A 25,943-nucleotide genomic window follows, 5' to 3' on the forward strand; every position below is an offset into this window, starting at 1 on the left:
CGCACGGCGCGTCTTTCACCCGCCGGACATCTCACAGACACATTCTCAGGTGCCGCCGTCCAACCCGCCACCTGAGGCGCGCACATGCGGATCGGATCGCTCCACCAGCCCCGATGCCCTGATGCGCACAGCACGCATAGGGTGAGGACTCAGGATCGTCGCGTTAGCATGGAGTGCTGATGTGCCGTGCGCCGCAGCGCTCACCTGTGCCCGTCGCCGGTGTGACCCGGCAGACAGACTGAACTCGGAAAGGAGGCGTCGTGGGGGTTCTCGACCGTTTCGAACGCGGAATCGACCGCGTGGTCAACGGTGCCTTCGCGCGCGCGTTCCGCTCTCAGGTGGAACCGGTCGAACTCGCTTCGGCCCTGCGCCGCGAGGCGGACAATCGCGCCGCCGTCGTGTCCCGTGGACGGACACTCACCGCGAACTCCTACGCGGTGGAGCTGTCCAGCGGGGACCTGGACCGCCTGGGTCCCGTCTCATCCGAGCTCCGCCAGGACCTGCGACAGGTCGTCGGCGATCATGCGATCGAGCAGGGCTACAGCTTCGTGGGGCCCGTCGCGGTGACCTTCGAGGTCGCAGACGACCTCGACACCGGTATGTACCGCGTACGCGCGACCACGCGCCGCCCGGACGGCTCACCGGCGGCCCAGCCCGCGAACCGCGGCGGCTACGATCCGCCGTCCCGCTCCAACCCGGTGGTCCCGGAGCAGTACGAAGCGCAGTCAGGACCGGTCTCCGCCCCGCAGAGCCAGGCCTCCCCGCAGCGCGCACCGGCCGCCGCACCGGCACCGAGCGTCGCCCACGCACACCCCGCTCCCGAGGCCCCGGGCAGCCGCCGTCGCGGCGCCCCGACCGAAGCCCCGGCCGCGCCCCCGGCACGTCCCGCACGACCTGCCTTCACCCCCACCGTGACCGCCCAGGGACAGGTCCACCGACTCTCCCAGGGGACCACCGTGTTCGGTCGCTCCGCGAACAGCGCGGACGTCGTCATCGACGATCCGGGCATGTCGCGCCGGCACTTCGAGATCACCGTGTCCGGCGACCAGGCGGTCGCCACCGACCTCGGGTCGACGAACGGCACGCACATGAGCGGCCGCCCCATCGGCTCCGTCTCGCTGTCGGAGGGCTCCGTGCTCACCGCCGGCGACACCCCCGTCACCTACTCCGAGGCAGGCCGCTTCAGTGAGTGAGTTCACCGTCACAGTGCTGCGGTTCGCACTCTTCGCACTGCTCTGGCTCTTCGTCTTCCTCATCGCGGGAGTGCTGCGGCAGGACCTCTTCGGTCCCCGTGTCGCCCGCAATCGCCGGGACCGCCGACGCGGGCGCGCCGCTGCCGAGGCTCCGGCCGCCGCCGCGCACGGTGCAGCACAGCCGCAGCAGCAGTCCGCATTCAGCTCCTCACCCACGCTCGTGGTGACCTCCGGACGGCAGAGCGGGTTCTCCCTGCTCATGTCCGCGGGACAGCTGACGATCGGGCGGGCGGACGACTCCGGCTTCGTCATCGAGGACGACTTCGCCTCATCCCACCACGCCCGCATCTACCCCCAGGCCGGTGCCTGGGTGGTCGAGGACGCGGGCTCGACGAATGGGACGTACGTGGGGAGCACGCGCCTGACGCAGCCCACACGCATCGAGCCCGGCATGCCGATCACGATCGGTCACACGACGATGGAGCTGCGCGCGTGAACGCACAGAGCACCACTTCCCCGCACTCCAGCGTGCCGACCTTCCACTTCGCAGCGCGCTCGGACACCGGCCAGGTGCGCAAGAACAACCAGGACTCCGGCTACGCGGGCGCTCACCTCCTCCTCATCGCGGACGGCATGGGCGGTCACGCCGGCGGCGACGTCGCCTCCGCGATCACCGTCAGCCGCCTGACCTTCCTCGACGAAGCGGACCACGACGGCAGAGTCCTCGACGACCTCAAGGCCGCGATCCTCGCCGCTAACGACCAGATCGGCCGCGCCGTGGTCGAGCAGAGCGAACTCGCGGGCATGGGCACCACCGTCACGGCTCTCCTGCAGGCCGGCGACCGGCTGGCGCTCGCCCACATCGGCGACTCGCGCGCCTACGTCATGCACAAGGGCGAGATCTCCCAGGTGACGCAGGACCACACCTTCGTCCAGATGCTCGTCGACGAGGGCCGCATCACGCTGGAAGAGGCGGACACCCATCCGCAGCGCAGCGTCGTCATGCGCGTCCTGGGCGACGTCGGGGCGGCCCCGGAACTCGACCTGTCGTTCCACGACGCCGTGCCGGGCGACCGCTGGATGCTGTGCTCGGACGGCCTCACGGGCTTCGCCTCGATGCAGGACATCCATGACGCGCTCGCGACGATCGCGGATCCCGGCGACTGCTGCGAGAAGCTCATCGAGCTGGCACTGGCCGGTGGCGGCGGGGACAACGTCACCGTCGTGATCGGCGACGTGCTCGACCCGTCGCACGACGTCGACATCGACGACTTCGGCGAGGCGGTCGGCTCCGTCCGCGTCAACCCGTCCTACGCACTCCTGGGCGGCCAGGACGTCGACAGCACGGACACCAGCCAGATGGATGTCATCTTCGACGAGGTCGAGGCTCCCACGGTCCCCATCGAGGGACTCGCCACTCCCCCCATGGAACCGCCGACCGCTGCGGCGAACGGGTCCGACGAGGCCGACACCGCCGCCCTCTCCTCGTCCACGGCTGCGGCCGCGACGACGACCGCGACGGCGACCCGCACCTCGGCGGACGATGCGGAGGACACCGAGGTGCCGGCCGAGGAAGCGGCTGCCGCCCCGCGCAGCGCCCGGTCCGCGGTGCGGGAGGACGACCACTGGGACGAGGACGCGGACCTCGCGGACTGGGGCGACGAGTCCCCGCGCCGGCGCCGCCCGTGGATCACCGTCCTCATCGCCGGAGTCGTCGTCCTGGCGATCGTCGTGGCCGCCCTGTCCGGGTGGCGCTACGTGCAGTCGCAGTACTACGTCGCAGCGTCCGACGGGACGGTCGCGGTGTACCAGGGCCTCCCGCAGTCGCTGGGCCCCATCGAACTCTCGTCGCTCGAGGAGAGCACGGACGTCACGGTCACGGACCTGTCGACGTTCTCGCAGCAGCGCCTCGAGGCCACGATCCCCGCCGACTCCCGCGACGCGGCGACCGACGTCGTCGACACGCTCCGTGCGGAGGCGACCCGCAACGCCGGCTCCGTCGCAGGCGAGACCACCGAGCAGACGGGCGAGGACCCCGCGCCGTCGCCGTCGGGAGAGAACGGCGTCTCCGGAGGCGTCGCAGACGAATCGGAGACGTCCGGAGCCCGGAACGGCGCCACGATGGACCGGGGAGAGGCGGAGAGATGACCATGCCTTCCCCGTCCAGCGCCGTCCGCGGACCGAGGAAGCACCGTGTCTCAGAGCTCCTGCTGATCCTCCTCGCGGTCGTCATATCCGCGGGCGCCTATGCGCTCGTCGGAGTGGGCACCACCGACGAGATCCCGGCGAACGTCTACTCGTACACGATCTGGCTCGCCGTGCTCGGCGTGGCGCTCCACGTCGTCGTGTGGTGGCGCGCGTCCTACGCGGACCCCGTGCTCGTGCCCATCGCGGTCCTGCTCAACGGGATCGGGCTCGCGATGATCTACCGCATCGACATGGCGCTGGAGAGCAGCGCGGCGACCTCCCAGCTGGTCTGGATGACCCTGGGCACCGTGCTGGCCGCGCTCGTCATCGTGTTCCTGCGCGACCACCGGCTGCTGCGCCGCTACACCTACACCTCCGGGTTCGCCGCGCTGGTGCTCCTGCTGCTGCCGCTCATCCCGGGGCTGGGTCGCACGGTCAACGGCGCCCGCATCTGGATCTTCATCGGCCCGATGTCGTTCCAGCCCGGTGAGATCGCGAAGATCCTCCTGGCGATCTTCTTCGCCGGGTACCTCGTCGCCTACCGCGACCAGATGGTGCTCGCCGGCCCGAAGATCCTGGGGCTGCAGTTCCCGCGCCTGCGCGACATGGGCCCCATCCTCATCGCCTGGGTCGCGAGCGTCGGCATCCTCGTCTTCCAGCGCGACCTGGGCACATCCCTGCTGTACTTCGGCCTGTTCGTCGCGATGCTCTACGTCGCCACGGCGAAGAAGACCTGGATCTTCCTGGGGCTCGGCATGTTCGCCGCGGGCGCGCTGGTCGCCACCCAGCTCTTCTCCCACGTCCAGCAGCGCATCGACGGCTGGCTCAACGCCCTGACGTCGGAGGAGTACAACAAGACCCCCGGCGGCTCGTACCAGCTGGTGCAGGGACTCTTCGGCATGTCCGACGGCGGACTGCTCGGCAACGGGCTCGGCGAGGGCCGGCCCCAGGTCGTCCCCTACGCGAACTCCGACTTCATCTTCGCGTCGCTGGGTGAGGAGCTCGGCATGATCGGGCTGTTCGCCCTCCTGCTGCTGTACGTGCTCCTGTTCGAGCGCGGCATGAAGATCGCCTCCGCCTCCCGCGACGGGTTCGGCAAGCTCTTCGCCACCGGCGTGAGCTTCACGATCGCGCTGCAGTGCTTCATCGTCATCGGCGGAGTCACGCGGCTCATCCCGCTCACCGGCCTCACCACGCCGTTCCTCGCCCACGGCGGCAGCTCGCTGGTCGCGAACTGGATCATCATCGGACTGCTCCTGCGCATCAGCGACAACGCCCGCCGGCCCCAGGAGGAGTTCGCCACCGGCGTGCTCCCGACGCTGGCCGTGGAGGACGCGCCGTCAGCGGACAGCGCGGAGGCCGACACCATGATCCATCCTCGACTGGGGAATCAGCCCCACGCGGGCAGCCAGCCCGACTCAGGGAACCAGCCCCACGCAGGCAGCCAGCCCCAGCCGGTGAACCAGCCCCCCTCGGGGAACCGCCCGGGCACGGACCACACCTCGGAAGGGGGTCGCGCATGAACAAGGCACTCCGGCACGTCTCCGTCGTCGGGCTCGTGATGTTCGCGCTCCTCTTCGGCTCCACGAGCTACGTCCAGTTCTTCGCGGCGCAGTCGCTCAGCGAGCATGAGCTCAACAACCGCACGATCATCGACGAGCTGTCACGGGAGCGCGGCCCGATCCTGGTCGACGGCACCCCGGTCGCGTACTCGGTGCCGACGGACTCGACGTACGAGTTCCAACGCACCTACGGCGCGGACAGCCTGCCCGCGGAGCAGTACGCGGGCCTCACCGGGTACTTCTCCGTCGTGTCCGGCGCCAGTGGGCTCGAGCGCACGGAGAACGGGCTCCTGTCCGGCACCGACGACGCGCTCTTCTACGACAAGGTGCGTTCGATCTTCACCGGCGAGCAGCCCATGGGCGCCGCTGTGGAGCTCACGATCGATCCCGCCGCGCAGAGCGCCGCATACCAGGGCCTGGGCGGCCAGAAGGGCGCCGTCGCGGCCATCGACCCCAAGACGGGCCGCGTGCTCGCACTGGCGTCGACGCCCGGCTGGGACCCCAACGCGCTGGCCTCGCACGACTCCGAGCAAGCGCAGGGCGCCTACAACTCGCTCATCGACGACCCCGACAACCCGGCTTACAACCGGGCGATCGGCGGCAACCTCTACCCACCGGGGTCGACCTTCAAGATCATCACAGCGGCAGCGGCACTCGAATCGGGCGACTACACGAAGGACTCGGAGCTCGAGGGCCCCGCGGAGCTCGACCTCCCGGAGACCAGCGCGACGATCCGCAACTCCGGCGGCGGCTCGTGCGGCGCGGGCGACTCCATCACGCTCCAGCAGTCACTCGTCGTCTCCTGCAACACCTCCTTCGCCCAGCTGGGCATGGACGTCGGCGGCGACGCGCTGGAGGAGCAGGCACGGAAGTTCGGCTTCGGCCAGGACCTCACGATCCCCCTGCGGGTGACACCGTCCTCCTTCCCCGGCGAGCTCAACGCCCCCCAGACCGCGCAGTCCGCGCTGGGCCAGTTCGAGGTCCGCGCGACCCCGCTGCAGATGGCGATGGTGTCCGCCGGCGTCGCGAACGACGGCGTCGTCATGAGGCCCCAGCTCATCGACAACGTCCGCAACTCCCGCACGCTCGATTCGATCTCCGAGCTGAAGCCGCAGGAGTTCTCGCGGGCGGTCAGCTCCGATTCCGCGGAGCAGCTCACAGACATGATGGTGGAACAGGTGAACAGTGGAACGGGCCAGGTGGCTCAGATCCCCGGAGCCGAGGTTGGCGGCAAGACGGGCACGGCCCAGCACGCGGAGGGCGCAGCGCCGCACGCGTGGTTCACCTCGTTCGCGAAGACGGAGGATGACCAGGAGGTCGCAGTCGCCGTGGTGGTGGAGAGCGGCGGCAGCGCCGGCAGTGAAGCATCGGGAGCCCGCGTCGCCGGACCGATAGCGAAGAATGTGATGGAAGCGGTGATCAACGGATGAGGCCACAGCCGGGAACCGTGCTGGGAGGACGCTACGACCTCACCAGCCGCATCGCCGTCGGAGGAATGGGCGAGGTCTGGAAGGGCCGCGACAAGGTCATCGACCGGGAGGTCGCGGCGAAGATCCTCAAGGAGGAGTACCTGAGCGATCAGGGCTTCCTCGACAGGTTCCGCGCGGAGGCGCGCAGCATGGGTGCTGTGTCCCACCCCGGGATCGCCTCCGTGTTCGACTACGGCGAGGAGACGGGTTCGCCCTACCTCGTCATGGAGTACGTGCCGGGTGAGCCGCTGTCCGCGCTCATCGACCGCAACGGAGTGCTGCCCGAGGACGATGTCCTCGAGCTCATCGCACAGTCCGCGGAGGCGCTGGGGTCTGCCCACCGGTCGGGGGTCGTGCACCGCGATGTGAAGCCGGGCAACATCCTCGTGACGCCGGACTTCCGCGTGAAGCTCACCGACTTCGGCATCGCGCGCGTCGCGGATCAGGCTCCGCTGACCAAGACCGGCCAGGTCATGGGCACCGCGCAGTACCTCGCACCCGAGCAGGCCACGGGCAAGGGCTCCACGCCCAAGTCCGATCTGTATTCGCTGGGCATCATCATGTACGAGGCGCTGGCCGGGCGTCGCCCGTTCACCGGCGACTCGCAGGTCGCCATCGCGATCGCCCAGGTCAATACGACTGCACCCGAACTGCCGGACACGGTCTCCGAACCGATCCGCAGGCTCGTGGCGAGTCTGCTCAGCAAGAAGCAGGACCAGCGCCCGGACTCCGGCGAGGCACTCGCGAAGGCCGCCCGATCGCTGCGCTCCGGAGACACCGCCGGCGCCGAGGCCGCAGTTCCGCAGATGCTCGCGGGCGCGGCTGCCGGTGCGGCCGCCTCGGACGCCGTCACGCGCGCCTTCCACCAGCCCGGTGACGAGGCGACGCGGGTCATGGACCCGGCGGCGGCCTCGGCGGCGGCAGCTCCGGCAGCGGCACCCACGACGGAGACCCGCGCGCTTCCGCAGCAGGGCGAACTCGATGAGAATCCCGAAGGGGAGCTCGACGAGGACGACAAGAAGATGGGCACCGGGATGAAGGTGACCATCGGTGTGCTCATCGCACTGGTGATCGCGGGACTGGTGTGGGTCGGGTGGATCTTCTTCGGATCCCCCGGCGAGCCGGAGCCCACGGGGACCACGACGCCCACGGCGGAGTCGACCGAGGAAGACGCGACCATCGAGATCGACCCGAATGACTACGTCGGCCAGTCCGAGGGGACGGCGACGCGGAACCTCGAGCAGCAGGGGCTCGTGGTCGAGTCCGTGGAGGCGGAGTCGCAGCAGGCCGCCGGCACCGTGACGAACGTCCGCTCCGGCAACAACGGCTACGTGTTCTCCGAGGGCGACACCATCACGATCGAGGTGTCCTCCGGGCCGGCAGAGGAACCCGAGCCAGAGCCGGAGGAGCCGGGCAGCGATTCGGGCACCTCTGGTTCGGACAGCGGTTCCGGTTCGGACGGCGGCAGTGAGGGCGGCTCGGGCTCGAACGGCGGCAGCGGTTCCGATTCCGGTTCGGGCAGCGGCAGCGGCAGCGGCTCGGGATCCGATTCGGGCAGCAACGGCGGCTCCGGGTCGAACGGCGGCTCAGGTTCCGGCTCGGACAACGGCAGCGGGTCGAACGGCGGCACCGACAGCGGCTCTGATTCCGGCTCGGAGGCCGACGCCGGGTCGAACGGCGGCAGCAACGGCGGTTCAGATTCTGGGAGCAACAGCGGTTCAGGATCCGACGACGGCGCTGGTTCCGGCTCCGACGGCGGCAGCAACGGCGGCGGCGATGAAGACGTGCAGTTCGGTTCGGAGAACTCCCGCACCGATGCAGCGAACGGAGGCCATCCATGAGCGAGGTCCGCAAGCTGTCCGATCGCTACGAGATCCGGCGGGTGATCGGTCGCGGCGGTATGGCCGAGGTCCACGAGGGCGTCGACACCCGTCTGGGCCGGCGCGTCGCGATCAAGCTGCTGCGCTCCGATCTCGCCCGCGATCCCAGCTTCCACACCCGGCTCGAGCGCGAGGCGCAGTCCGCTGCCAGCCTCAACCACCCGGGCATCGTGTCCGTGTACGACTCCGGCGAGGAGCAGTTCGCGGAGCCCGGCGGCGGGACGATCACGGTCCCGTTCATCGTCATGGAGTACGTCGAGGGACAGACCCTTCGCCAGGTCCTGTCCGAGCACGGTCCCCTCACGGCCACCGAGGCACTCGACGTGGCGGCGGGGGTGCTCGCACCGCTCGAGTACAGCCATCGCAACGGCATCGTTCACCGAGACATCAAGCCGGCGAACGTCATGCTCACGCCCGAGGGCGACATCAAGGTGATGGACTTCGGGATCGCCCGCGCGCTCGAGGACACCGGGTCGCTCACGCAGACCCAGTCCGTCGTGGGCACCGCCCAGTACCTGTCGCCGGAGCAGGCGCGCGGCGAAGTCGTCGACGCGCGCTCCGACCTCTATTCGACCGCGTGCCTGCTGTACGAGCTGCTCACCGGACGCCCGCCGTTCGTGGGCGATTCCCAGCTGGCCGTGGCCTATCAGCACGTCGGCGAGGCGCCGCAGGCACCGTCCACGCTCGTCCCCAGCATCCCGCCGGCGATCGACCGTCTGGTGATGCACGGCCTCGACAAGCAGCGGGACGCGCGGTATCAGGACGCGCACGCCTTCCGCGAGGACGCTCTGGCCGCTCGTGACGGTCGCCCGCTGGCGATCGACGGCGAGGGCCCCGCGACTCAGCTCATGTCGGCATCCGCACCGGCTGCGGCGTGGGCCGATGCACCGCCCACGCAGGCGGTCGAACAGCAGCCCGGTCCGCACACCGGGATGCTGGGCGAGATCGAGGAGAACCAGCAGGAGGAGAAGAAGAGCCGCACCTGGCTGTGGGTGGGCGGGGCTCTCCTGGCACTCGTGCTGGCCGGCCTGGGTCTGTGGATGTACACGATGAATGCAGAGCAGGAGCCTCAGACCTTCGCACTCGAGGACATGTCCGACCGCGAGGCGAACGAGGCGGAGACCTATCTGGAGGGGCTCGGGCTGGTCGTCGGCAGGGAGGACCAGGCGGACGACGAGATCGACGAGGGCAACGTCGTGGAGACCGATCCCGCTTCCGGTTCCCAGGTCTCCGAGAGCGATCGCATCACGATGTTCGTCTCCACCGGACCGGACAGCATCGAGGTGCCGGAGGTCGCAGGCGATACGGAGTCGCTCGCACGCCAGAAGATCGGCGACGCGGGGCTCACGGCCGGCTCGAACATCGAGGAGAATTCCCCCGACGTCCCCGGTGGCGAGGTCATGGAGACCCGTCCGGGTGCCGGCACCGAGGTCCCCCGGGAGTCGAGCGTCGACCTCGTCCTGTCATCAGGTCAGGTCGAGGTTCCGGACGTCACCGGCATGACGGAGGAAGAGGCCTGCACGACGCTCGAGGGCGACGAGTACCAGCTCTCGTGCTCGGTCGAGGAGGAGGAGACCGGCGATCACGAGGCCGGCGAAGTCTTCGAGCAGGTCGCGCCCGCAGGCACGGACGTCGATCAGGGCTCGACGGTGACCATCACCGTGGCACAGGAGGCCGAGGAGTCCCCCAGCCCGTCGCCGTCCGCTCCGGAACCGGGCTTCACCGTGGATCCCCCGCAGGTCCCGGGACCGGGCGGAGACAACGGCAATGGGAACAACGGAAACAATGGGAACGGCAACAACGGCGGCGGGAACGACAACCGCGGCTGGGGCAGCCTGGCCCACGCGTGGGACCGTTTCCTTGCCCGCGTGAGCTGAGGCGGCCTGCGGCTGGGGCAGCCTGCAACGTGGGCTCCCGGCAGCCAGGACGCCAGCCAACCGACTGACCGGTCATTCCTGCACAGATTCTCGCTGGATTCTGTGCAGGAATGACCGGTCACGTTCGTCGGTGACGTGTCAGCGCACTCAGGATGAGCACGCTCCGCTCAGAACACGGCGATGGGGTTGATGAGCGAACCCGCTCCACCCGACACGTTCATCGGAGCTGCGGACAGGAAGAACTCCCACCGGTCCTCTGCGATGCATTCCGTCGCGACATCCTCGAGCCACCACACCTCACCGATCGTGAGGCCCAGGTCGCGGATGAGCCGCACATGCACCGGATACAGCTGGGATTCGGGATTCTCCGCAGGCTCCACCTCGACGGCGATGTTGTCCACAGCGAGGGCAGCGATCTCCTTCGAGTGGATCCACTCGACCGTCGCATCGGACAGTCCCGGAGCGCCTGCGGCCCAGAACTCGGATTTGTCGGCCAGGCTGTAGTACCAGGGCACGTGACCTGTGCGGATGAGCAGGATGTCCCCGCGCCGGATCTCCACGCCCTGGGCCTGTGCACACTCATCCAGCATCGCCGGAGTGATCGGCACACCGGGCTCCGATCTCTCGATCCCCTGATGACGGGGCAGATCGAGGAGCACTCCACGACTGGTGAGCGTGTCCTTCTGGTTCTGGATCCCGCACTTCGCGGCGCCGCCCATCCCCTCGACATTGCCCATCCAGTAGCCGTTGTACATGACGTCGTCGTGGAAGATGTGGGGCAGTCCGTCCCACTGCGTGCTGCCCTGCAGCGGCATGAAGATGTAGTCGTCGGCCCCCTGGAACCCCGGCGCGATCGACTGGAGGCGAGAGCCCACGACACTGTCCGCCCCCGAATACCCGAAGTGGTGCACCACCCCGGGACGCGACGGGTGCACAGGGCCCCCTGCTTCCACCGGGACCGCGCAGCTGATCGTCTTCCCGCTGGAGATCAGTCCGGCGGCCTCCTTCACGAGGTCCGGGGTGATGAAGTTCGTCGTCCCGCGCTCGTCCTCGTGGCCCCATCGGCCCCAGTTGTTCGGAGTGTTCTCGTTCGTGTATCCGATCCGCTTCCCGTCGTCGTCGACGGAGTACTGCGGCGGCGTCCACGACAGAGTCCATTCACCCTTGCTGTTCCTGCCCATGATCGATCCCTCTCATTCCTCGTCGTTCGTCAGAGACTGCGCCTCTTCGCGCAGTCTGAACTTCTGGATCTTTCCGACCGCGTTCTTCGGCAGCTCATCGACGATCACGATCGCTGTCGGCTTCTTGTACGACGCCAGCCGTTCCCGGCAGAACGCGATGATCTCGTCCTCGGTGGGACCTTCCGCCCCTTCGACCGGCACGATGAACGCCGTCGGCGTCTCGACCCATTTCGCATGGGGGCGGGCGACGACGGAGACTTCGCGGACCTTCGGATGGGCGTCGATGGCGGCCTCGACCTCCGCGCTGTAGATGTTCTCTCCGCCGGAGATGATCATGTCCTTGCTGCGGTCCACCACGGTGATGAAACCGTCCTCGTCCGCGACGCACAGGTCCCCCGAATGGAACCAGCCGTCGCGGAAGGCCTCCGCCGTCGCCTGCGGGTTCCGCCAGTACTCCCGCATGACGGTCGGTCCGCGGTAGACGATCTCTCCCACCTCACCGACCGGGCAGTCGTCGCCGTTCGGGTCGACGATCCGTGCTTCCACGTTGGAGATCGGTCTGCCCACGGTTCCCATCTTGCGCACGGCGTCCTCGCCGCGCAGCATGCATGTCACGGAGCTCATCTCCGTCTGCCCGAACATGTTGAAGTTCGGCACCCCCTCGAACGTGTCCGCCATCGCCTGGAGTGTCGACGGCGGAGCGATGGAGGCGCCCCACGAGATGCGCCGCAGGGAGGACGCCCGCCGGGAGACGTCGGGGACCTCGCAGATGTCTCGCCACTGGGTGGGAACGAAATAGCAGGCGGTGACCCCGTACTCCTCGATGGTGGCCACGGCCGCCTCCGCGCTGAAGTTCCCCGATTCCATGAGGACTGAGTGGCCGCCCACCAGCAGGTACATGAGGATTCCGTTGAGTCCGCCGATGTGGAACAGGGGCAGGCCGGACAGCCAGACTTCATCCTCGCGGGAGACCCCTTGGATCGTGTTGGCGTTCACGCTGTTCATGAAGAGGTTCATGTGGGTGAGGACCGCGCCCTTGGGACGCCCGGTGGTGCCCGACGTGTACATGATGAACGCGGGATCCGATTCGGGGACGTCGAGGTCGAAGTCCGCATCATCCTCTCGGAGCAGGTCGGCGTAGGAGTGCGCACCCTCGACGGGACCGCTCGACGCGTGGACGAGGACCACGGGACTCTCCGCGTCGTCCTGCACCGGCCCCAGCTGTCGCGCGGACTCGATGAGGTCGTCGTCCGCAATGAGGACCTTCGCATCAGCGTTCTCGACGATGTACTCCGCCTCCGGGACCGTCAGCCGGAAGTTCACCGGCACGACGATCGCGCCCAGCTTCATCACCGCCAGGTAGGACTCGACGACCTCGGTCCTGTTCATCATGAAAACTGCGACCCTGTCGCCGCGCCCCACGCCCAGTGCTGCCAGTCCGCGCGCCACTGCGCAGACCCTGCCGTTCAGCTGGGCGTATGTGAGCGTCACTCCCCCGTGGCTCAGTGCCGCGGCATCGGGGATCTTGCGCGTCTGCCGCGACAGCTGCGTCGCGTGCGACATGCGCCGACCCGTTGCGATTCTCTCGTCATCCGTCTGTGTCATATCCACTCCCTCGTGCAGATGGTTGTCCCGGTGCGCGGATGTCACTTCGTCACCGGCGCTCTGCGATCCGGCTCAGGTGGCGCGGGTTCGACAGGGTGATCCGCTCGATGACCGGCGCTGCGATCGCTGCGCGCACCCGCTGATCGTCCGTGTCGACCGCCCCGGCGCGGATCGCCTGGGCGAGGTCGGCCTCCGCCGCGAATCCGGCGGTGGCGAGCGCGTCCGACGACGCCTCGCGCAGCGCAGGTCCGACACGCAGGTCCCGCAGGACGGTGTCGAGCGCCGCCGCCTGCATCCGACCCTCGTACGTACGGTCGAAGGAGGCGGCGAGTCCCTGCACCATCGTCTCCGTCGCCGAGGCCCCGGTTCCGTCGCCGTCCGAGGCCCCGTCATCGCCCGAGGCGCCGGCTCCGTCCGTGCCCGACGATCCGTCCGTACCCGAGGATCCGTCCGTACCCGAGGATCCGTCCGTCTCTGGGGCAGACGCAGGCAGGTCGAAGCCGAGTGCGTCGAGCACATCCGCCTCGCACTCCGCGAACCTCCGTCCGATGAGGGCGAGCTCCAGACCGCGCTCGGGCTCCGCCTCCGCCCGTGCCGCCTGGCGGAGGCACATGACCCCCCATTTGAGGATCGAGAGGGTCTCCCACCACTGGACCGCGGCCTCGGCGATGGGCCGTCCGCCCGCCGCGCTGTAGCCGCGCAGCAGCGCCTCGCGTGAGCCCACGCCGGCGACCACGCCTGGCCCCCCGAACCTCCACTGCACAGCACTCACCCATCCGAGGTCCGATGCCGGATCCCCGATGTGCGCCAGTTCCCAGTCGAGGACCGCCTCGACCCGCCCGCCCCGGACCATGAGGTTCCCCATCCGCAGGTCACCGTGGACGAACGCAGGCTCCGACGAGGGCGGCGGCGTGTCACCCAGGTGGGCGAAGGCCAGCTCGAAGGCGGGCGAGACGACGCCGTACTCGTCGAACTGGGACCGCCACGCCTCGAGCTCGTCCGTCCTCGCCTCGAACAGCCCGTCCGGCACCTCCGCTGAGTGGAGGCGGGCGGCGATGTCGCCCAGCTGCTCCGCGAACGCCTCGCCGTCGTGCCCGTCCTCCCCGTCGAACGTGCGCAGGATGGGGCGCGGCAGGGATTCGCCGTCGACGAACGACGTGACGACGTAGGGCGCAGGGATCACTGCGTCACCGCTGCTGGCGCGGAAGACTTCCGGAACCGGTACTCCCGCAGCACTCGCCGCGCGGATCGCCGCAGCCTCGCGCTCCATGCCCGTCGGATCCACGTCGTCCGTCGGCTCCGCGCGGAGCACGACCCGCGACGGTGCTCCCGCGACGATGGCGTCGATGATCTCGATCCGCTTGCTCGCGCCCTTGCTCACGGGTACGACGGACGTGACCGTCGCCGGTGCCCCGAGGACGTGCGACAGCATCGCGTCGTACAGGTGGCCGTCAGCATCGCCCTCGCTCATCGGGCCTGCCCGGACTCGTGGGGCCTGCCCTCATCCGCCACGCCCTTGGGCGCGCGCTGCTTCATGAACCCGAACATGTAGCCGGCGACGCGGCGCATCTGGATCTCCTCCGCGCCCTCGGTGATCCGGTAGCGGCGGTGGTGACGGTAGATGTGCTCGAACGGCGTGTGCCGGGAGTAGCCCAGCCCGCCGAACACCTGCATCGCACGATCCGCCGCCTCGCAGCACAGCCGGTTGGCCCAGTAGTTGCACATCGACACCTTGTCGGAGACGGCGAACGCGCCGCGGGTGTCCATCTGCCACGCGGTCTTGTGGACGAGTGCGCGCAGCATCTCGCACTGCGTCTGCAGCTCCACCAGGGGGAACTGGATGCCCTGGTTCTGTGCCAGGGGCTTGCCGAAGGGCTTGCGCTCCTTCGCGTACTCGACCGCCTGATCGACGCAGAACTGCGCGGCGCCCAGGCTGGAGGCCGCCTGACGGATCCTGTTCTCGTTGAAGAAGTGCTGGACGACGCCCAACCCCTTGCCCACCGGCCCGAACACCGCGGAGTCGGGCACACGCACATCGGTGAGTGACACATGCGCGTGGTCGGTCGGCATGTTGAAGGTCCACAGGTACTCCTCGACCCGGAACCCCGGCGCGTCCGTGGGCACGAGGAAGCAGGTGATCCCCTCACCGTCGCCGGCATCGCCGCTGGTCCGGGCGAAGATCAGATCGTGCGTCGCCGTGTGGACTCCGGTGTTCCACGTCTTCTCCCCGGAGATGACCCATTCGTCGCCGTCCTTCCGCGCAGTCGTCTCCATGTGGGTCGCGTCCGAACCGTGATCCGGCTCCGTGATCCCGAAGGAGAAGGAGGCCCGGTCCTGTGCGAGCGCCTCCAGCCACTCCTCCTTCTGCTGCTCCGTGCCGTACTCGAGCATGAGCAGGAGCCCCACGTTGTTGCTGACGACGGAGTGCTCGGTCTGGAGATCGTTGTGCAGCCCCAGTCCCTGGGATGCCATGTGCTCCCGGATCACAGCCATGTCAAAGTTGGACCCGCCGCGGCCGCCATGCTCCTTCGGCAGGGTGTACCGGTAGATCCCGGCCTGATCGGCCCGTCGGCGGGCCTGTGCCAGCAGCGCCTCCCACGTCTCGTCCGGCAGGCCGTCCCTGTCCCAGTCCGTGCGCGCGTGCTCACGCCGGTGGTCGAAGAAGCGGATGTTGTCGTCCTGCTGCTCCAGCGGGCGGATCTCCGCCTCGATGAAGGCATCCAGCTCCGCGAGGAACTCCTGGAGGTGGGTGGGAAGCTCTGTGTACTCGTCGATCATCGGTCTGCGGTCCTCTCAGCGGTGACGGTCCACCCCATGACAGTGCTGGTCAGAGACCTGCGGGACGAGATGCACGCCGGCGTGCACCACGCGATCGCGCCTCTGATCAACTGATCAGTGGGTGATTGTCTGCGACACTACTGTCGTCCCGTGGACCGCGCAAGAGGTCGGCTCCATCCGATTACACTGCAGAGACATGACCGACTCCCCTCCCGCCGCGGATCTCACGGACCGCTTCCCCGGCGGCGTCCTCCGCGGCGATGACGATCCGATGGCTGCCCGCATCCTGCGCGCCGCGACCGGGGCGATCGCAGAGAAGGGATTCAACGGCACGAACATCCGGGACATCGGTGCGCGCGGAGGCATGAGCTCGGGGTCGCTCTACAACCACTTCGGATCGAAGGCAGACATCCTCGCGACGATCGCCCTGCGCGGGATGATCGCTCTTGTCACCGCGAGCCAGAGCGCGAAGGCCGAGGCGGGGAGCGACCCGCGCGCTCAGCTCGATGCGCTCGTGGCAATGCACGTCGGAATCCACGCGGCCCACCCCCGCGAGAGCGCGATCGGCAACGCGGAGCTGCACAACCTCGACGCGGACTCGTACGCAGAGGTCGTCGCCTACCGAGACCGGCAGGAGGAGCTCTTCACCTCGACGATCGAGCAGGGCGTCAGCCAGGGCGTCTTCGCCACGGACATCCCCCGCGAGGCCTCCCGCTTCATCATCGTGGCCTGCACGGGGATCGCACGCTGGTACCGACCGGACGGGCGCACCGACATCGACACGATGATCGCTCGCTATCAGCAGCTTGCGCGCAGCACCGTCGGTGAGACGTCGAGGCAGACGATGGAGTCCCCTCGCTCAGACCTGCGCTGAGACCACCGGCGTCCGGCCGGCCGCCGCCTCGACCGCCGCCGGCATCCCCGCCATGGCGAGGAAGTTCCCGACCATCAGGTAGCCGTCCTGTGTGAGGACCGATTCCGGGTGGAACTGGACTCCTGCCAGCGGTGCGCTCCGGTGCTGGATGCCCATGACGATCCCGTCGGGGGTCTGCGCGGTGATCTCGAAGACGTCGGTGTCGATCGTGTCGTCGACGATCGACAGCGAGTGGTACCGCGTCGCGATCAGAGGGCTGCGGCATCCGGCGAACACGCTCGTGCTGCGGTGCTCCACCTGCGATGTCTTGCCGTGCATCAGCACCGGCGAATGCGCCACGGTCGCCCCGAACACCTCGCCCAGGGCCTGGTGCCCCAGGCAGACGCCGAACAGCGCCGTGTTCGTGCGCGCAGCCTCACGGATGAGGCCCGGGCAGATCCCGGAATCGGCCGGCGCTCCGGGACCCGGCGACAGCAGGACCCCGTCGTGGTCCGCGAGCAGAGCCGCGGCCTCGGCGTCGGTCACCTGGTCATTGCGCACCACCGTCGTCGTCGCCCCGAGCTCTTCGACGTAGCTCACCAGTGTGTAGACGAAGCTGTCGTAGTTGTCGACGACCAGGATCCTCGCGCCCATCAGCCGCCCTCCTCGATCGTCGCGTCATTGAACGGCATGTACGGCGCGATCACGGGGAACACGTACTCCATGAGCAGGAACACGACAGCCGCGATGAGGATGAGGCAGATGATCAGCTTCACGATCCACGGCCCCGGAAGAGCCCTCCACAGCAGCGCGTACATCAGGCATCCCCTCCGACCTTCTGGAAGGCGGGCGAGTCGGCGATCGACGCGGGTGCGCCATCGCCCGCGGGCTTCCAGTCCGTCAGCTCCGCGTACGCGACGTAGCGTTCCTGCGCGGAGAACATCGGATTGCAGGCAGTGAGAGTCATGATGCGGTCCTTGCCCTTGTAGTCGGGCATCGTCGGGACGGCCGCGAGCACTTCCGTCGCATCCGGCAGGACGATCTCGAAGTTGCGGAACGTGTACGTGTAGAACCCGTCGCCGGTCTGGACGACGATCTCATCGCCGGGACGCAGCTGGTGGATCTGGTTGAGCGGCTTGCCGTACGTCACGCGGTGGCCGGCGACGGAGAAGTTGCCGACCTCGCCGGGCATCGCGGAGCTGGGGTAGCGGCCCACGCCCATCCGGTTGAGGACGGGCTCCATGGACACGCCCTCCGCGACCGTCCGGTAGTAATCCTCGCCGAATCGGGGGACGTACATGATGCCGAACCCGGTGTTCTCCGCGACCGGGTCTGCGACGAAGGGCGTGTCCGGGTCGTCGGGGAGCGTGTTGTCGGGGTTCTCCTGCCAATCGGTGATCAGCTGGTCCGCGAGCACCTCGTTGTCCCTGTTCGCCGCGATGTCGGTCCACCACAGCTGCCACACGACGAAGAGGATGAGCACCATGCCCGCCGTGATGCAGAGTTCGCCGAACGCGCGGATCGTGCCGCGGACCGGACCCAGCGGCTGATACTCGGTCTTCCGCCTGCGGTCGGTCCGCCCGGCTCCCACCGCCGAGGCCGCAGCAGCACCCCGCGCATCGCCCCTCCCGCTGGGATCGGCCGCGGAGGTCGCGCCGGCGGACTGCGCCGCGCCCGGACCTCGCACGGCGCCCTGCCCCTGCGAGGTCGACCATCCGCCGGTGGGCCCTGCTGACTGGAACGTCGATGTAGGGGAACCCTGGGCTGGAGTGCCCTGAGTGGGCGAGCCCGGAGCCGGATACGCCTGTGCCGGATGGGCCTGTGCGGGATATGCCTGAGTGGGCTGCCCCTGTGCAGGGGGGCTCTGCGGAGAGGCGTGATGGTGTGCAGGGCCGGAACCGGTGCGGCCCGGCGCACGGGACGCCGGCCGGATGAGGGGACGCTGCTCGCCGGCCGGAGCGGGCTGCTGTGAGCCGGCCGGCTGCGACCACGGTGCCCTGGACTGCTGAGACCCAGGCGGACCAGCGGTGGGCGCGGTGTTCTGTGAGCCCGCACCCGGCGGTCCCGCAGCCGGTGAATCCGCGGTCGGGCCGGCGGGGCGGTCGCTTCCGGCAGCCTCGGCGGCGCGCTCGCGCTCCCGGCGCTCACGCCTCGTCATCGGCTGGTCCACATCAGCCCCCTCCGGCTTCCATCCAGCGATCGTCTGCCGTGCGGCTCCAGCACGATGCGGATCGGGCTGGGCACACCCCGCCCATGATAGTCGCATGCGCGGACGTCCTCTGCGCGAAGAAGGATGTCGGGAGCTAGACTGGCCAACGATCATCAGCCTGAGACACCACGGTCGGACTGCAGCCGACCTCCCGAGGAGAGACGTGGCCAAGTCGAATCGCACGAACCGGGTCCGCCGGACATCCGACTCCGCGGAGGACCAGCAGGACACCGTCGGCACGGGAGCCTCCGACCTGCCGGTGGAGGAGCTCGACGCCGACGAAGCCAGGCTGGACGCCCACGACCTGCCCGGCGTTGAGCCAGAGCAGGACGACGCACCGGACGATGCGGACACGGTCGTCGATTCGGGGAAGACCTTCCCCGAGACGCCGGCACCTGCGACGTCGGACGCCGTGAAGACGGATGACGAGGACGACGCAGAGGCGGAGACGGACTCGACGACGGAATCCGAGGCTGACTCGACCACACAGGCAGCCTCGTCGAAGAAGTCCGCGACAGCGGACGCCGCGCCCACGAAGGCGAAGGATGCCACGGGCTCCTCCGCGAAGAACGCCAAGGGCTCCACGACCGCGAAGGCGTCCGCGACGGCCACGGGCCGGAACCGCAAGGCCGCAGACTCCAAGGCCACCGGTGCGAAGAAGAGCGGCAAGAACTCGGCGAAGTCCGGCGATCCCGCGAAGCGCGCAGCCAACCGCAAGACCGCTTCGTACACCAGCACCCCCGGCGCGCAGACGATCAAGCCGAACGGCCGCTGGTTCGTGCCCACCATGGTCACGGTCCTGCTGCTGGGCCTCGCCTGGCTGGTCGTCTTCTACGTCTCCAGCGGGGCCTACCCGGTCGGGGCGTGGGGCTACTGGAACCTCGGCGTCGGATTCGCGATCCTCGTCGTGGGTCTCGTGATGTCGACACGCTGGCGCTAGTCGAGCGTCAGTGAAATCGACCGGCAACTTCCGTCTGCTGGGCGGCCACCCCCTGTGGATCCGCCTCATCACCCTCTACGGAGGGCTCGTCCTGTTCGGCGCATCGGCGGGGCTCGTCATCGAGTCCCGCCTGGGCAACTTCCCCTGGGACGTCCTCCACGAGGGCATCTCGATCCAGCTGGGCAGCCTCGGACTGACCGTCTCCGTGGGCGTCATCGCGATCATCGCCTCGTTCATCATCCTGTTCCTGTGGATCCCGCTCAAGCAGCGGCCGGGGCTGGGAACAGTGTCGAACGCCGTGCTCGTCGGCGTCTTCATGGACATCACGATGGCGATCGTCCCCGATCAGGACTCGCTCGCGATCCGCATCGCCCTGCTGGTGTTCGGCATCGTCCTCAACGGCATCGCCACGGTTCTCTACATCATCCCGAACTTCGGCCCCGGCCCGCGCGACGGACTCATGACCGGCCTCGTGCAGCGCACGGGCAGACCGGTGTGGGCGATGCGCCTGATCGTGGAGATCGCCGTCCTCATCGCGGGCTTCCTGCTGGGCGGCACATTCGGCGTCGGAACGATCGCCTACGCGGTGGGAATCGGCTACATCACCCAGTTCTTCCTCATCCTGGCGGAGAAGCTCCTGGGCCGCGCCGATCCCCTCACGACAGACGCGGACTGACACCCGTACACCCCTCGCCGCGCCTGTCCACACATCTAGTGGACAGGCGCCCTGCCCAGCTGATAAGCGTTTCAGCGCACGGTTCTGACCAGCTGAAACACACCGGTGTTATTCTATCCACTGCTGTGGAGAGACTTGTGGATAACCCGGGGAATCACGCCACAGACGCCATGAGGGCGGCGATCCCGGCGACGCCCGCCGTGATCGTCGCCTCATCCGTCGCGTAGGACAGCCGGATGAACCCCTCGCCCTGTGCTCCGAACGCCGACCCCGGGATCACCGCGACCCGGTGGTCGATGAGCAGGCGCTCCACGAATTCGGCGCTGGAGAGGCCCGATGCACGGATGTCCGCGAACACGTAGAACGCGCCGTTCGCACCCGTGCACGACACACCTGGAATCGCGGAGAGGCCCTCGACGATGAGGTCTCGCCGCGACCGGTAGGACGCCACCATCGCATGCAGCGCGTCCTGCGGGCCGTCCAGTGCGGCGACCGCCGCCTTCTGGACGAACGCGGGCGAGCAGGAGGTGACGCCCTCCTTCATGTGAGTCGTCGCCGCCAGCAGGTGCGCGGGTCCCACGATGTACCCGACCCGCCAGCCGGTCATCGCATAGGACTTCGACAGGGATCCCACCATGAGGAAGTGCTCGAAGTCGGGAACCGCCTGTGCGATCGACACGTGCCGGACATCGTCGTAGATGATCCGCTCGTACACCTCGTCGGAGACGACGAGGAAGTCGTGCTCGCGAGCGAGCTGCGCGATCCTCACCAGCTCCTCCTCGGGCACGACTGCGCCCAGCGGATTCGCCGGCGAGTTGAGGATGAGCGCCTTCGTCTGCGGTGTGAGAGCGGCCTCGACCTGGTCCGCGGTGACGATGAAGCCGTTGTCCTCCGTCAGCGGGACGGCGACGGCCCGCGCCCCCATGAGGTGGATCTGTCCCTGATAGTTCGCATACGACGGGTCTGTCACCAGGACGTCGTCGCCGGGATCCACCGCGGTGCGCAGGGCGAGGAACATCCCCTCCTGTCCGCCCACGGTCACGACGACGTTCTCACGCTGCAGATCGCGGCCCCACTGCTCCGAGTACAGCCGCGCCACCGCATCGCGCAGCTCTGGGATGCCCGCGTTGGGGGTGTACCGGGTATCGCCGGCGCGCAGGGAGTCGACGGCCGCGTCCACGATGTGCGCGGGGGTGTCGAAGTCGGGTTCGCCCACCGTCAGCGATGTGACGTCGTCGAACGCCGCGACCCGCTCGAACACCTGCCGGATGACGCTCGCGGGGTAGGTCGTCGCCATCTGCGAGGCGGTGGGCCCCGCAGCGTCGTCGTGACTCATCGTCGGATCTCCGTTTCTGCCCGTACGGGCCGTGAGGGCTCCTCGACCACGCTATCCGGCGGTCCCGCGCGGGCGGGGCGGACACGCGGAGCGTCCGTCAGCCGGCCATGAGGGCAGAGGCGCGCAGTCCCGGCAGCACCGCGACGACCATCGTCACGAGGAGGACGCCGGCCGCCGCCCAGAACCACACGGTCACGGCGCGATCCCGCGTGGAGCGCTCACCGCGCCGCGGCAGCAGCGCCGCGCACCCCAGGCCGAAGCCGACCACCAGGCCGCCCAGGTGCGACTCCCAGGAGATCCCCTGCGACACGACGCTGTAGATCACGTTGAGGACGAGGAAGGCGGCGGCGCCGCCCCAGTTCCGGTCGAGCGAGCGGGTGGGAGTGAGGACGACTCCCAGCAGACCGAACAGCGCGCCCGAGGCCCCCACATGCAGGGAGAACCACCCCGGCTCGTACGGCGCGGCCAGCAGCAGCACCGCTGCGGATCCGCCCAGCCCCGACAGCAGGTACACCGTCAGGAAGCGGGCGTGGCCCAGCGACCGCTCCACGAAGGAGCCGAACAGCAGGACGCCCACCATGTTGAAGAGGAGGTGGAGCATGTCCGCGTGGACGAGCATGACGGAGAGTGCGCGCCACGGCTCCGTCGCGGACAGGAGCGGGCTGAAGCCCAGGAGCCTGCCGAGTTCGACCCCGGGGATCAGGCCGACAAGCCAACAGGCCACCGTCACGATGACGATGGCCTGTGTGACGGGCGCCCCGGCCAGGATCCCCGTGCGGGGACGCCTGGCCGGCGGCGGTGACGGGTGGGTCACGCCTCGACGATCTCCACCGACTCCATGACGATGGGCTCCTTGGGACGGTCCATCGCGCCGGTCGGAGCCGCGTTGATCGCGTCGACGACCTTCTTCGACTCCTCATCGACGACCTCGCCGAAGATGGTGTGCTTGCCGTTCAGCCACGTTGTGGGGACCGTGGAGATGAAGAACTGCGAGCCGTTGGTGCCCTTCCCCCCACGCTGACCGGCGTTCGCCATGGCCAGCAGGTACGGGCGATCGAACTGGAGCTCCGGGTGGATCTCATCGTCGAACTCGAAGCCCGGGCCGCCGGTGCCGGTGCCCAGCGGGTCGCCGCCCTGGATCATGAAGTCCTTGATGATGCGGTGGAAGCCGATGCCGTCGTAGAAGCGTCCGGTCTTCTTCTCACCGGTCTGCGCGTCGACGTACTCCTTGTCGCCCGTCGCGAGTCCGACGAAGTTGGCGACGGTCTTCGGAGCGTGGTTGCCGAAGAGCTCGATCGTGATGTCGCCCTTGTTCGTGTGCAGGATGGCCTTGCCAGTTGAAACAGTCATACGCTCATTGTTCCATGAGCCGCGGACACAGGACGGCCGGAGGTGCATCGGGACGTGGGTGCGCGCTCTCCGGACCATGGCAGTACGCCCACAGTCTGGCCAGTTGGCGCTATCGGTGCGTCCGGACTCGACACCACCCCATAGACTGTCAGCGAAGAAGAAGTCTGCCGACCACCTCGGAGGGTGAGATGTTCAAGAAGAGGTCCCAGCCGAAGACCTTCATCGACGAAGTCGGTGAGAGGCTCCACTCCGTGGGTGATGTGGTCCGCGAATCGTCGGCCCAGGCCCTCGAGGCATCCGGCCCGTACCTCGAGCGCGCGAATGCGTGGCTCAACGAGGCGTCCGACGCCGCCGCACCGCGCATCCGCGAGGCCAGCGGTCGTCTGCAGTCCGCTGCAGAGACCGTCCGCCCCCACGTCGAAGGCGCGCTCAGCGACGCGAAGTCGCGGTTCGACGACGCCCGTGCGTCTGCGGAGAAGGAATACGAGGCGCGCGTGGCGCCGGCTCTGCGCGAGCAGTCCGCAGAGGCGGAGAAGCGTGCCCGCGACGTCGCGGAGAAGGCCGGCGCGAAGGCGTCATCGGTGGCGGGTCTGCTCGCCTCGACGGAGACCTCGAAGGGCTTCGATGACGCGGTCGCTCGCTTCACCGGCGACAAGAAGGCCGTGAAGAAGGCCCGCAAGGCGCTCAAGAAGGCCGGCGCGGACCTCGAGAAGCGCACTGCGCAGAAGTCCTCGGGCGGCGGCAAGTGGTTCTGGATCGTGCTGGGCGTCGTCGGACTGGGTGCGATCGGCTTCGCCGTGGCCCGCCGTCTGCAGCCCGTCGACGATCCGTGGTCGACCCCGCTGCCGAGCAACCGTCCTGCGGATGCCCGTCCGGTCGGCTCCACGCCCGCCTCGGAGCAGCCGGCCAACGAGTCGATCACCTCGCAGGTCCCGGCCCCGGCGGCTGCAGTCGCCCAGGCAGAGGCCGAGGGCGTCGACGTCGACGGCCAGGATGAGGACGACGAGGACACGCAGAACCGCTGAGTCCTGCTCTCTGAGCCCGACTCGCTGAGCCCGACCCACTGAGTCCCGCTCAGACACCGCATCACCGCTGCGCCCGGGGGATCCGCTCCCCCGGGCGCAGTCGTGTGCGGGCACGGACTGCCCTCACTCCTGCGCTCACTCCTGCGCCCGGAACCAGAGCACAGCGGTGTGCAGGGACGTGCGCGATTCGGCGTCCTCCAGAGAGACCCCCAGCGCTGACTCGACCCGCTTCACCCGCGCATAGACGGAGGGCCTGCTGAGTCCCAGTGCATGGGCGATCGCGGACTTGTTCCCGCCCTCCCGCAGGAACAGCTCGAGGAACTCGAGGTCGTCGCTCGCCCCCTCGTCCGTGAGCGTCCCCAGCTCCGACTCCGCGAACGCACGCAGCCGCGGATCATCCCGCAGCGCGGAGACCAGCCCCCGCAGCCGCACGTCCGCGAAGCGGTAGAACGGCCGGTCGCGCACGGACATGGTCGCGACGATGTCCGCCACCTGCACCGCATGCTCGAGGTCACGCCCCGCCTCCAGCAGCGTGTCGGCCTCGGCACCGGCACCGGCGCTGTGCCGTTCCCCCGACTCCTCGCCCAAGCGCTGGAACAGCGCCGTCAGGGTGTCCTCGACCCGTCTGCCGCTGCAGCCCACGACGCCGACGATCATCCCCGACCGGCGGCCGCCTGAGATGACGGTGGCTCCGGCGTGCTTCGCCGCCGCGACGAGTTCGGTGCGCACGGCCTGCTCGCGCAGCTGGAGGGACGCGATCCCCTCCTCCACGGCCTCGGGAGCGGAGATCCGCACCGCGATCGGCACGTAGGCGCGGGCCGGTCCCAGGCCCAGGGACCGGGCACGGAGACGCGCCTCCTCCTCTGCCATGTCGCTGGAGCCCATGAGCTCGTGGATCAGCGCGTCCGCCGCATGCTGCAGCAGGTCCCGCTCGTTCTGCGTCGCCATCCGCACGAGTGTGACGGCCTGTCCCGCCCGCTCCAGCACCTCACCGGCATGGTCGTCATCCGCCGCGGCGAACGGAGCGACGAGCCTCCCCCATCGCCTGCCGCGCACACCGACGGTCACCTGCTGGCGGCTGGGCAGTGGCCACTTGTCGAGCAACTCGCCCGGGGAGGAGGCGGCGGAGTTGAAGGCGAGCACGCGGTGCGCGGCGTCCTCCAGGACGACGGCCGATCCGAGGAGCTCTGCCGTCGTGTCGACGATGAGCTGCTCGTCCGCGCTGCGGAGGCTCAGGTCGGTGAAGACGTCGTGCACGCGGCGCGCACGCTCGACGCGGGCCAGCTGCTCCCCGATCAGCAGTCTGTGCGCCGCCTGCGTGACCCGGACGTAGCGCGCACGGGCCGCCAGGACGATCACGGGGAAGTCCAGTCCACGAACGGCCTCCGTGAGGACGTCCCGGTCGATGGTCGACGGCCTCCCCGCCTCATCGACGATCTCGATGACGAACCCCGCGGCTCCCGCCTGATCCAGCCGCGTGAGGAAGTCGCGCGTCCGCACGGGCGACTGGCGGAACATCGTGCCGCTGCTGAGGATGAGCTCCCCGCCCTCCAGCAGGGACGGCACCTCTTCCGTCTCTGCGATGTGCACCCAGCGGACGGGGCGGTCCAGGCGATCGGACCCGCTCAGGACCTGGGGGCGCGCCCCGCGAATCTCATCGAGGTGGAGGATCGAGCGGACTGTCACAGCAGGTGTCACAGCAGGTGAGGAGTGCGGCTCCGGAACAGCGGTGTGCACGGACATGCCTCGATCTTACAGACCGTCAGTTTCACGCATTCATACTTCACACTGTGCATCTGGCGCGCAGGCTCCGCACCACCCA

General features: G+C 68.9%; 22 protein-coding genes. 11 read left to right on the plus strand and 11 right to left on the minus strand.

Going from position 1 to position 25,943, the window contains the following annotated elements; all coding sequences use genetic code 11:
- Positions 1 to 260 precede the first annotated feature (260 nt).
- From BSP109_RS07900 to pknB, 7 genes are read left to right on the plus strand one after another with little or no spacing between them, the layout of a single operon-like run.
- Positions 261 to 1,193, plus strand: coding sequence for a DUF3662 and FHA domain-containing protein (locus BSP109_RS07900; RefSeq protein ID WP_087003670.1), 933 nt, complete (start codon positions 261 to 263; stop codon positions 1,191 to 1,193).
- Positions 1,186 to 1,689 carry an FHA domain-containing protein gene (locus BSP109_RS07905; protein WP_087003673.1) on the plus strand — a complete coding sequence of 168 codons (504 nt, stop codon included), beginning with the start codon at positions 1,186 to 1,188 and terminating at the stop codon, positions 1,687 to 1,689. The genes BSP109_RS07900 and BSP109_RS07905 overlap by 8 nt, the downstream gene beginning before the upstream one ends.
- The gene (locus BSP109_RS07910; RefSeq protein ID WP_257944599.1) at positions 1,686 to 3,341 is read left to right on the plus strand and encodes a PP2C family serine/threonine-protein phosphatase; all 1,656 of its coding nucleotides are present in this window, start codon (positions 1,686 to 1,688) and stop codon (positions 3,339 to 3,341) included. Before BSP109_RS07905 ends, BSP109_RS07910 begins: the two co-directional genes overlap by 4 nt.
- Positions 3,338 to 4,903, plus strand: coding sequence for an FtsW/RodA/SpoVE family cell cycle protein (locus BSP109_RS07915; RefSeq protein ID WP_256970142.1), 1,566 nt, complete (start codon positions 3,338 to 3,340; stop codon positions 4,901 to 4,903). Before BSP109_RS07910 ends, BSP109_RS07915 begins: the two co-directional genes overlap by 4 nt.
- Positions 4,900 to 6,372 (plus strand): penicillin-binding protein 2, encoded by a 1,473-nt coding sequence (locus BSP109_RS07920; protein ID WP_101599945.1) that lies wholly within the window; start codon positions 4,900 to 4,902, stop codon positions 6,370 to 6,372. Before BSP109_RS07915 ends, BSP109_RS07920 begins: the two co-directional genes overlap by 4 nt.
- Positions 6,369 to 8,252, plus strand: a complete 1,884-nt coding sequence (locus BSP109_RS07925; protein WP_101599946.1) for a protein kinase — start codon at positions 6,369 to 6,371, stop codon at positions 8,250 to 8,252. The genes BSP109_RS07920 and BSP109_RS07925 overlap by 4 nt, the downstream gene beginning before the upstream one ends.
- Positions 8,249 to 10,168, plus strand: coding sequence for a Stk1 family PASTA domain-containing Ser/Thr kinase (pknB, locus tag BSP109_RS07930; protein ID WP_101599947.1), 1,920 nt, complete (start codon positions 8,249 to 8,251; stop codon positions 10,166 to 10,168). The genes BSP109_RS07925 and pknB overlap by 4 nt, the downstream gene beginning before the upstream one ends.
- Positions 10,169 to 10,335: 167 nt before the next feature.
- Here pknB and BSP109_RS07935 read toward each other — a convergent pair whose 3' ends face one another.
- The 4 genes from BSP109_RS07935 to BSP109_RS07950 are packed head-to-tail and all read right to left on the minus strand — an operon-like array spanning position 10,336 to position 15,732.
- Positions 10,336 to 11,349 (minus strand): cyclase family protein, encoded by a 1,014-nt coding sequence (locus BSP109_RS07935; protein WP_101599948.1) that lies wholly within the window; start codon positions 11,347 to 11,349, stop codon positions 10,336 to 10,338.
- A gap of 12 nt (positions 11,350 to 11,361) precedes the next feature.
- Positions 11,362 to 12,954 carry a long-chain-fatty-acid--CoA ligase gene (locus BSP109_RS07940; protein WP_101599949.1) on the minus strand — a complete coding sequence of 531 codons (1,593 nt, stop codon included), beginning with the start codon at positions 12,952 to 12,954 and terminating at the stop codon, positions 11,362 to 11,364.
- Positions 12,955 to 13,003: 49 nt separating this feature from the next.
- Complete coding sequence (locus BSP109_RS07945) at positions 13,004 to 14,425, minus strand: phosphotransferase family protein (RefSeq protein WP_101599950.1); 1,422 nt, start codon at positions 14,423 to 14,425, stop codon at positions 13,004 to 13,006.
- Entirely contained in the window at positions 14,422 to 15,732 is a 1,311-nt protein-coding gene (locus BSP109_RS07950) for an acyl-CoA dehydrogenase family protein (protein WP_087003712.1), read from the minus strand. The genes BSP109_RS07945 and BSP109_RS07950 overlap by 4 nt, the downstream gene beginning before the upstream one ends.
- A gap of 196 nt (positions 15,733 to 15,928) precedes the next feature.
- On the opposite strand from BSP109_RS07950, the gene BSP109_RS07955 reads away from it, so the two are divergent.
- A complete protein-coding gene (locus BSP109_RS07955; protein ID WP_087003715.1) occupies positions 15,929 to 16,606 on the plus strand; it encodes a TetR/AcrR family transcriptional regulator in 678 nt (225 codons plus the stop codon).
- Here the strand turns inward: BSP109_RS07955 and BSP109_RS07960 are convergent.
- The 3 genes from BSP109_RS07960 to BSP109_RS07970 are packed head-to-tail and all read right to left on the minus strand — an operon-like array spanning position 16,592 to position 18,743.
- Positions 16,592 to 17,239, minus strand: a complete 648-nt coding sequence (locus BSP109_RS07960) for an aminodeoxychorismate/anthranilate synthase component II (protein WP_179207012.1) — start codon at positions 17,237 to 17,239, stop codon at positions 16,592 to 16,594. The two genes, BSP109_RS07955 and BSP109_RS07960, sit on opposite strands and share 15 nt — an antisense overlap.
- Positions 17,239 to 17,403, minus strand: a complete 165-nt coding sequence (locus BSP109_RS17260) for a hypothetical protein (protein WP_087003721.1) — start codon at positions 17,401 to 17,403, stop codon at positions 17,239 to 17,241. The genes BSP109_RS07960 and BSP109_RS17260 overlap by 1 nt, the downstream gene beginning before the upstream one ends.
- Positions 17,403 to 18,743, minus strand: coding sequence for a class E sortase (locus BSP109_RS07970; protein WP_101599974.1), 1,341 nt, complete (start codon positions 18,741 to 18,743; stop codon positions 17,403 to 17,405). The genes BSP109_RS17260 and BSP109_RS07970 overlap by 1 nt, the downstream gene beginning before the upstream one ends.
- 214 nt (positions 18,744 to 18,957) lie before the next feature.
- Between BSP109_RS07970 and BSP109_RS07975 the strand changes: the two genes are divergently transcribed.
- Both BSP109_RS07975 and BSP109_RS07980 read left to right on the plus strand, forming a co-directional pair.
- The gene (locus tag BSP109_RS07975; RefSeq protein WP_257944600.1) at positions 18,958 to 19,734 is read left to right on the plus strand and encodes a cell division protein CrgA; all 777 of its coding nucleotides are present in this window, start codon (positions 18,958 to 18,960) and stop codon (positions 19,732 to 19,734) included.
- Positions 19,735 to 19,744: 10 nt separating this feature from the next.
- Positions 19,745 to 20,410 carry a YitT family protein gene (locus tag BSP109_RS07980; protein WP_087003731.1) on the plus strand — a complete coding sequence of 222 codons (666 nt, stop codon included), beginning with the start codon at positions 19,745 to 19,747 and terminating at the stop codon, positions 20,408 to 20,410.
- 154 nt (positions 20,411 to 20,564) lie between these two features.
- On the opposite strand, the gene BSP109_RS07985 is transcribed toward BSP109_RS07980, so the two are convergent.
- The 3 genes from BSP109_RS07985 to BSP109_RS07995 form a co-directional block, all read right to left on the minus strand.
- The gene (locus BSP109_RS07985) at positions 20,565 to 21,746 is read right to left on the minus strand and encodes a pyridoxal phosphate-dependent aminotransferase (RefSeq protein WP_101599952.1); all 1,182 of its coding nucleotides are present in this window, start codon (positions 21,744 to 21,746) and stop codon (positions 20,565 to 20,567) included.
- 97 nt (positions 21,747 to 21,843) lie between these two features.
- On the minus strand, positions 21,844 to 22,560 hold the full coding sequence (locus BSP109_RS07990; RefSeq protein WP_101599953.1) for a rhomboid family intramembrane serine protease: 717 nt from the start codon (positions 22,558 to 22,560) through the stop codon (positions 21,844 to 21,846).
- On the minus strand, positions 22,557 to 23,096 hold the full coding sequence (locus tag BSP109_RS07995) for a peptidylprolyl isomerase (protein ID WP_087003739.1): 540 nt from the start codon (positions 23,094 to 23,096) through the stop codon (positions 22,557 to 22,559). The genes BSP109_RS07990 and BSP109_RS07995 overlap by 4 nt, the downstream gene beginning before the upstream one ends.
- Before the next feature lie 188 nt (positions 23,097 to 23,284).
- Between BSP109_RS07995 and BSP109_RS08000 the strand changes: the two genes are divergently transcribed.
- Positions 23,285 to 24,121, plus strand: a complete 837-nt coding sequence (locus BSP109_RS08000) for a hypothetical protein (RefSeq protein ID WP_087003742.1) — start codon at positions 23,285 to 23,287, stop codon at positions 24,119 to 24,121.
- 135 nt (positions 24,122 to 24,256) lie between these two features.
- Here the strand turns inward: BSP109_RS08000 and BSP109_RS08005 are convergent, their stop codons facing one another.
- Entirely contained in the window at positions 24,257 to 25,864 is a 1,608-nt protein-coding gene (locus tag BSP109_RS08005; RefSeq protein ID WP_101599954.1) for a PucR family transcriptional regulator, read from the minus strand.
- Positions 25,865 to 25,943 lie beyond the last annotated feature (79 nt).

It is taken from the genome of Brevibacterium sp. Mu109, assembly GCF_900169375.1.
Taxonomy (GTDB): Bacteria; Actinomycetota; Actinomycetes; order Actinomycetales; family Brevibacteriaceae; genus Brevibacterium; species Brevibacterium yomogidense_A.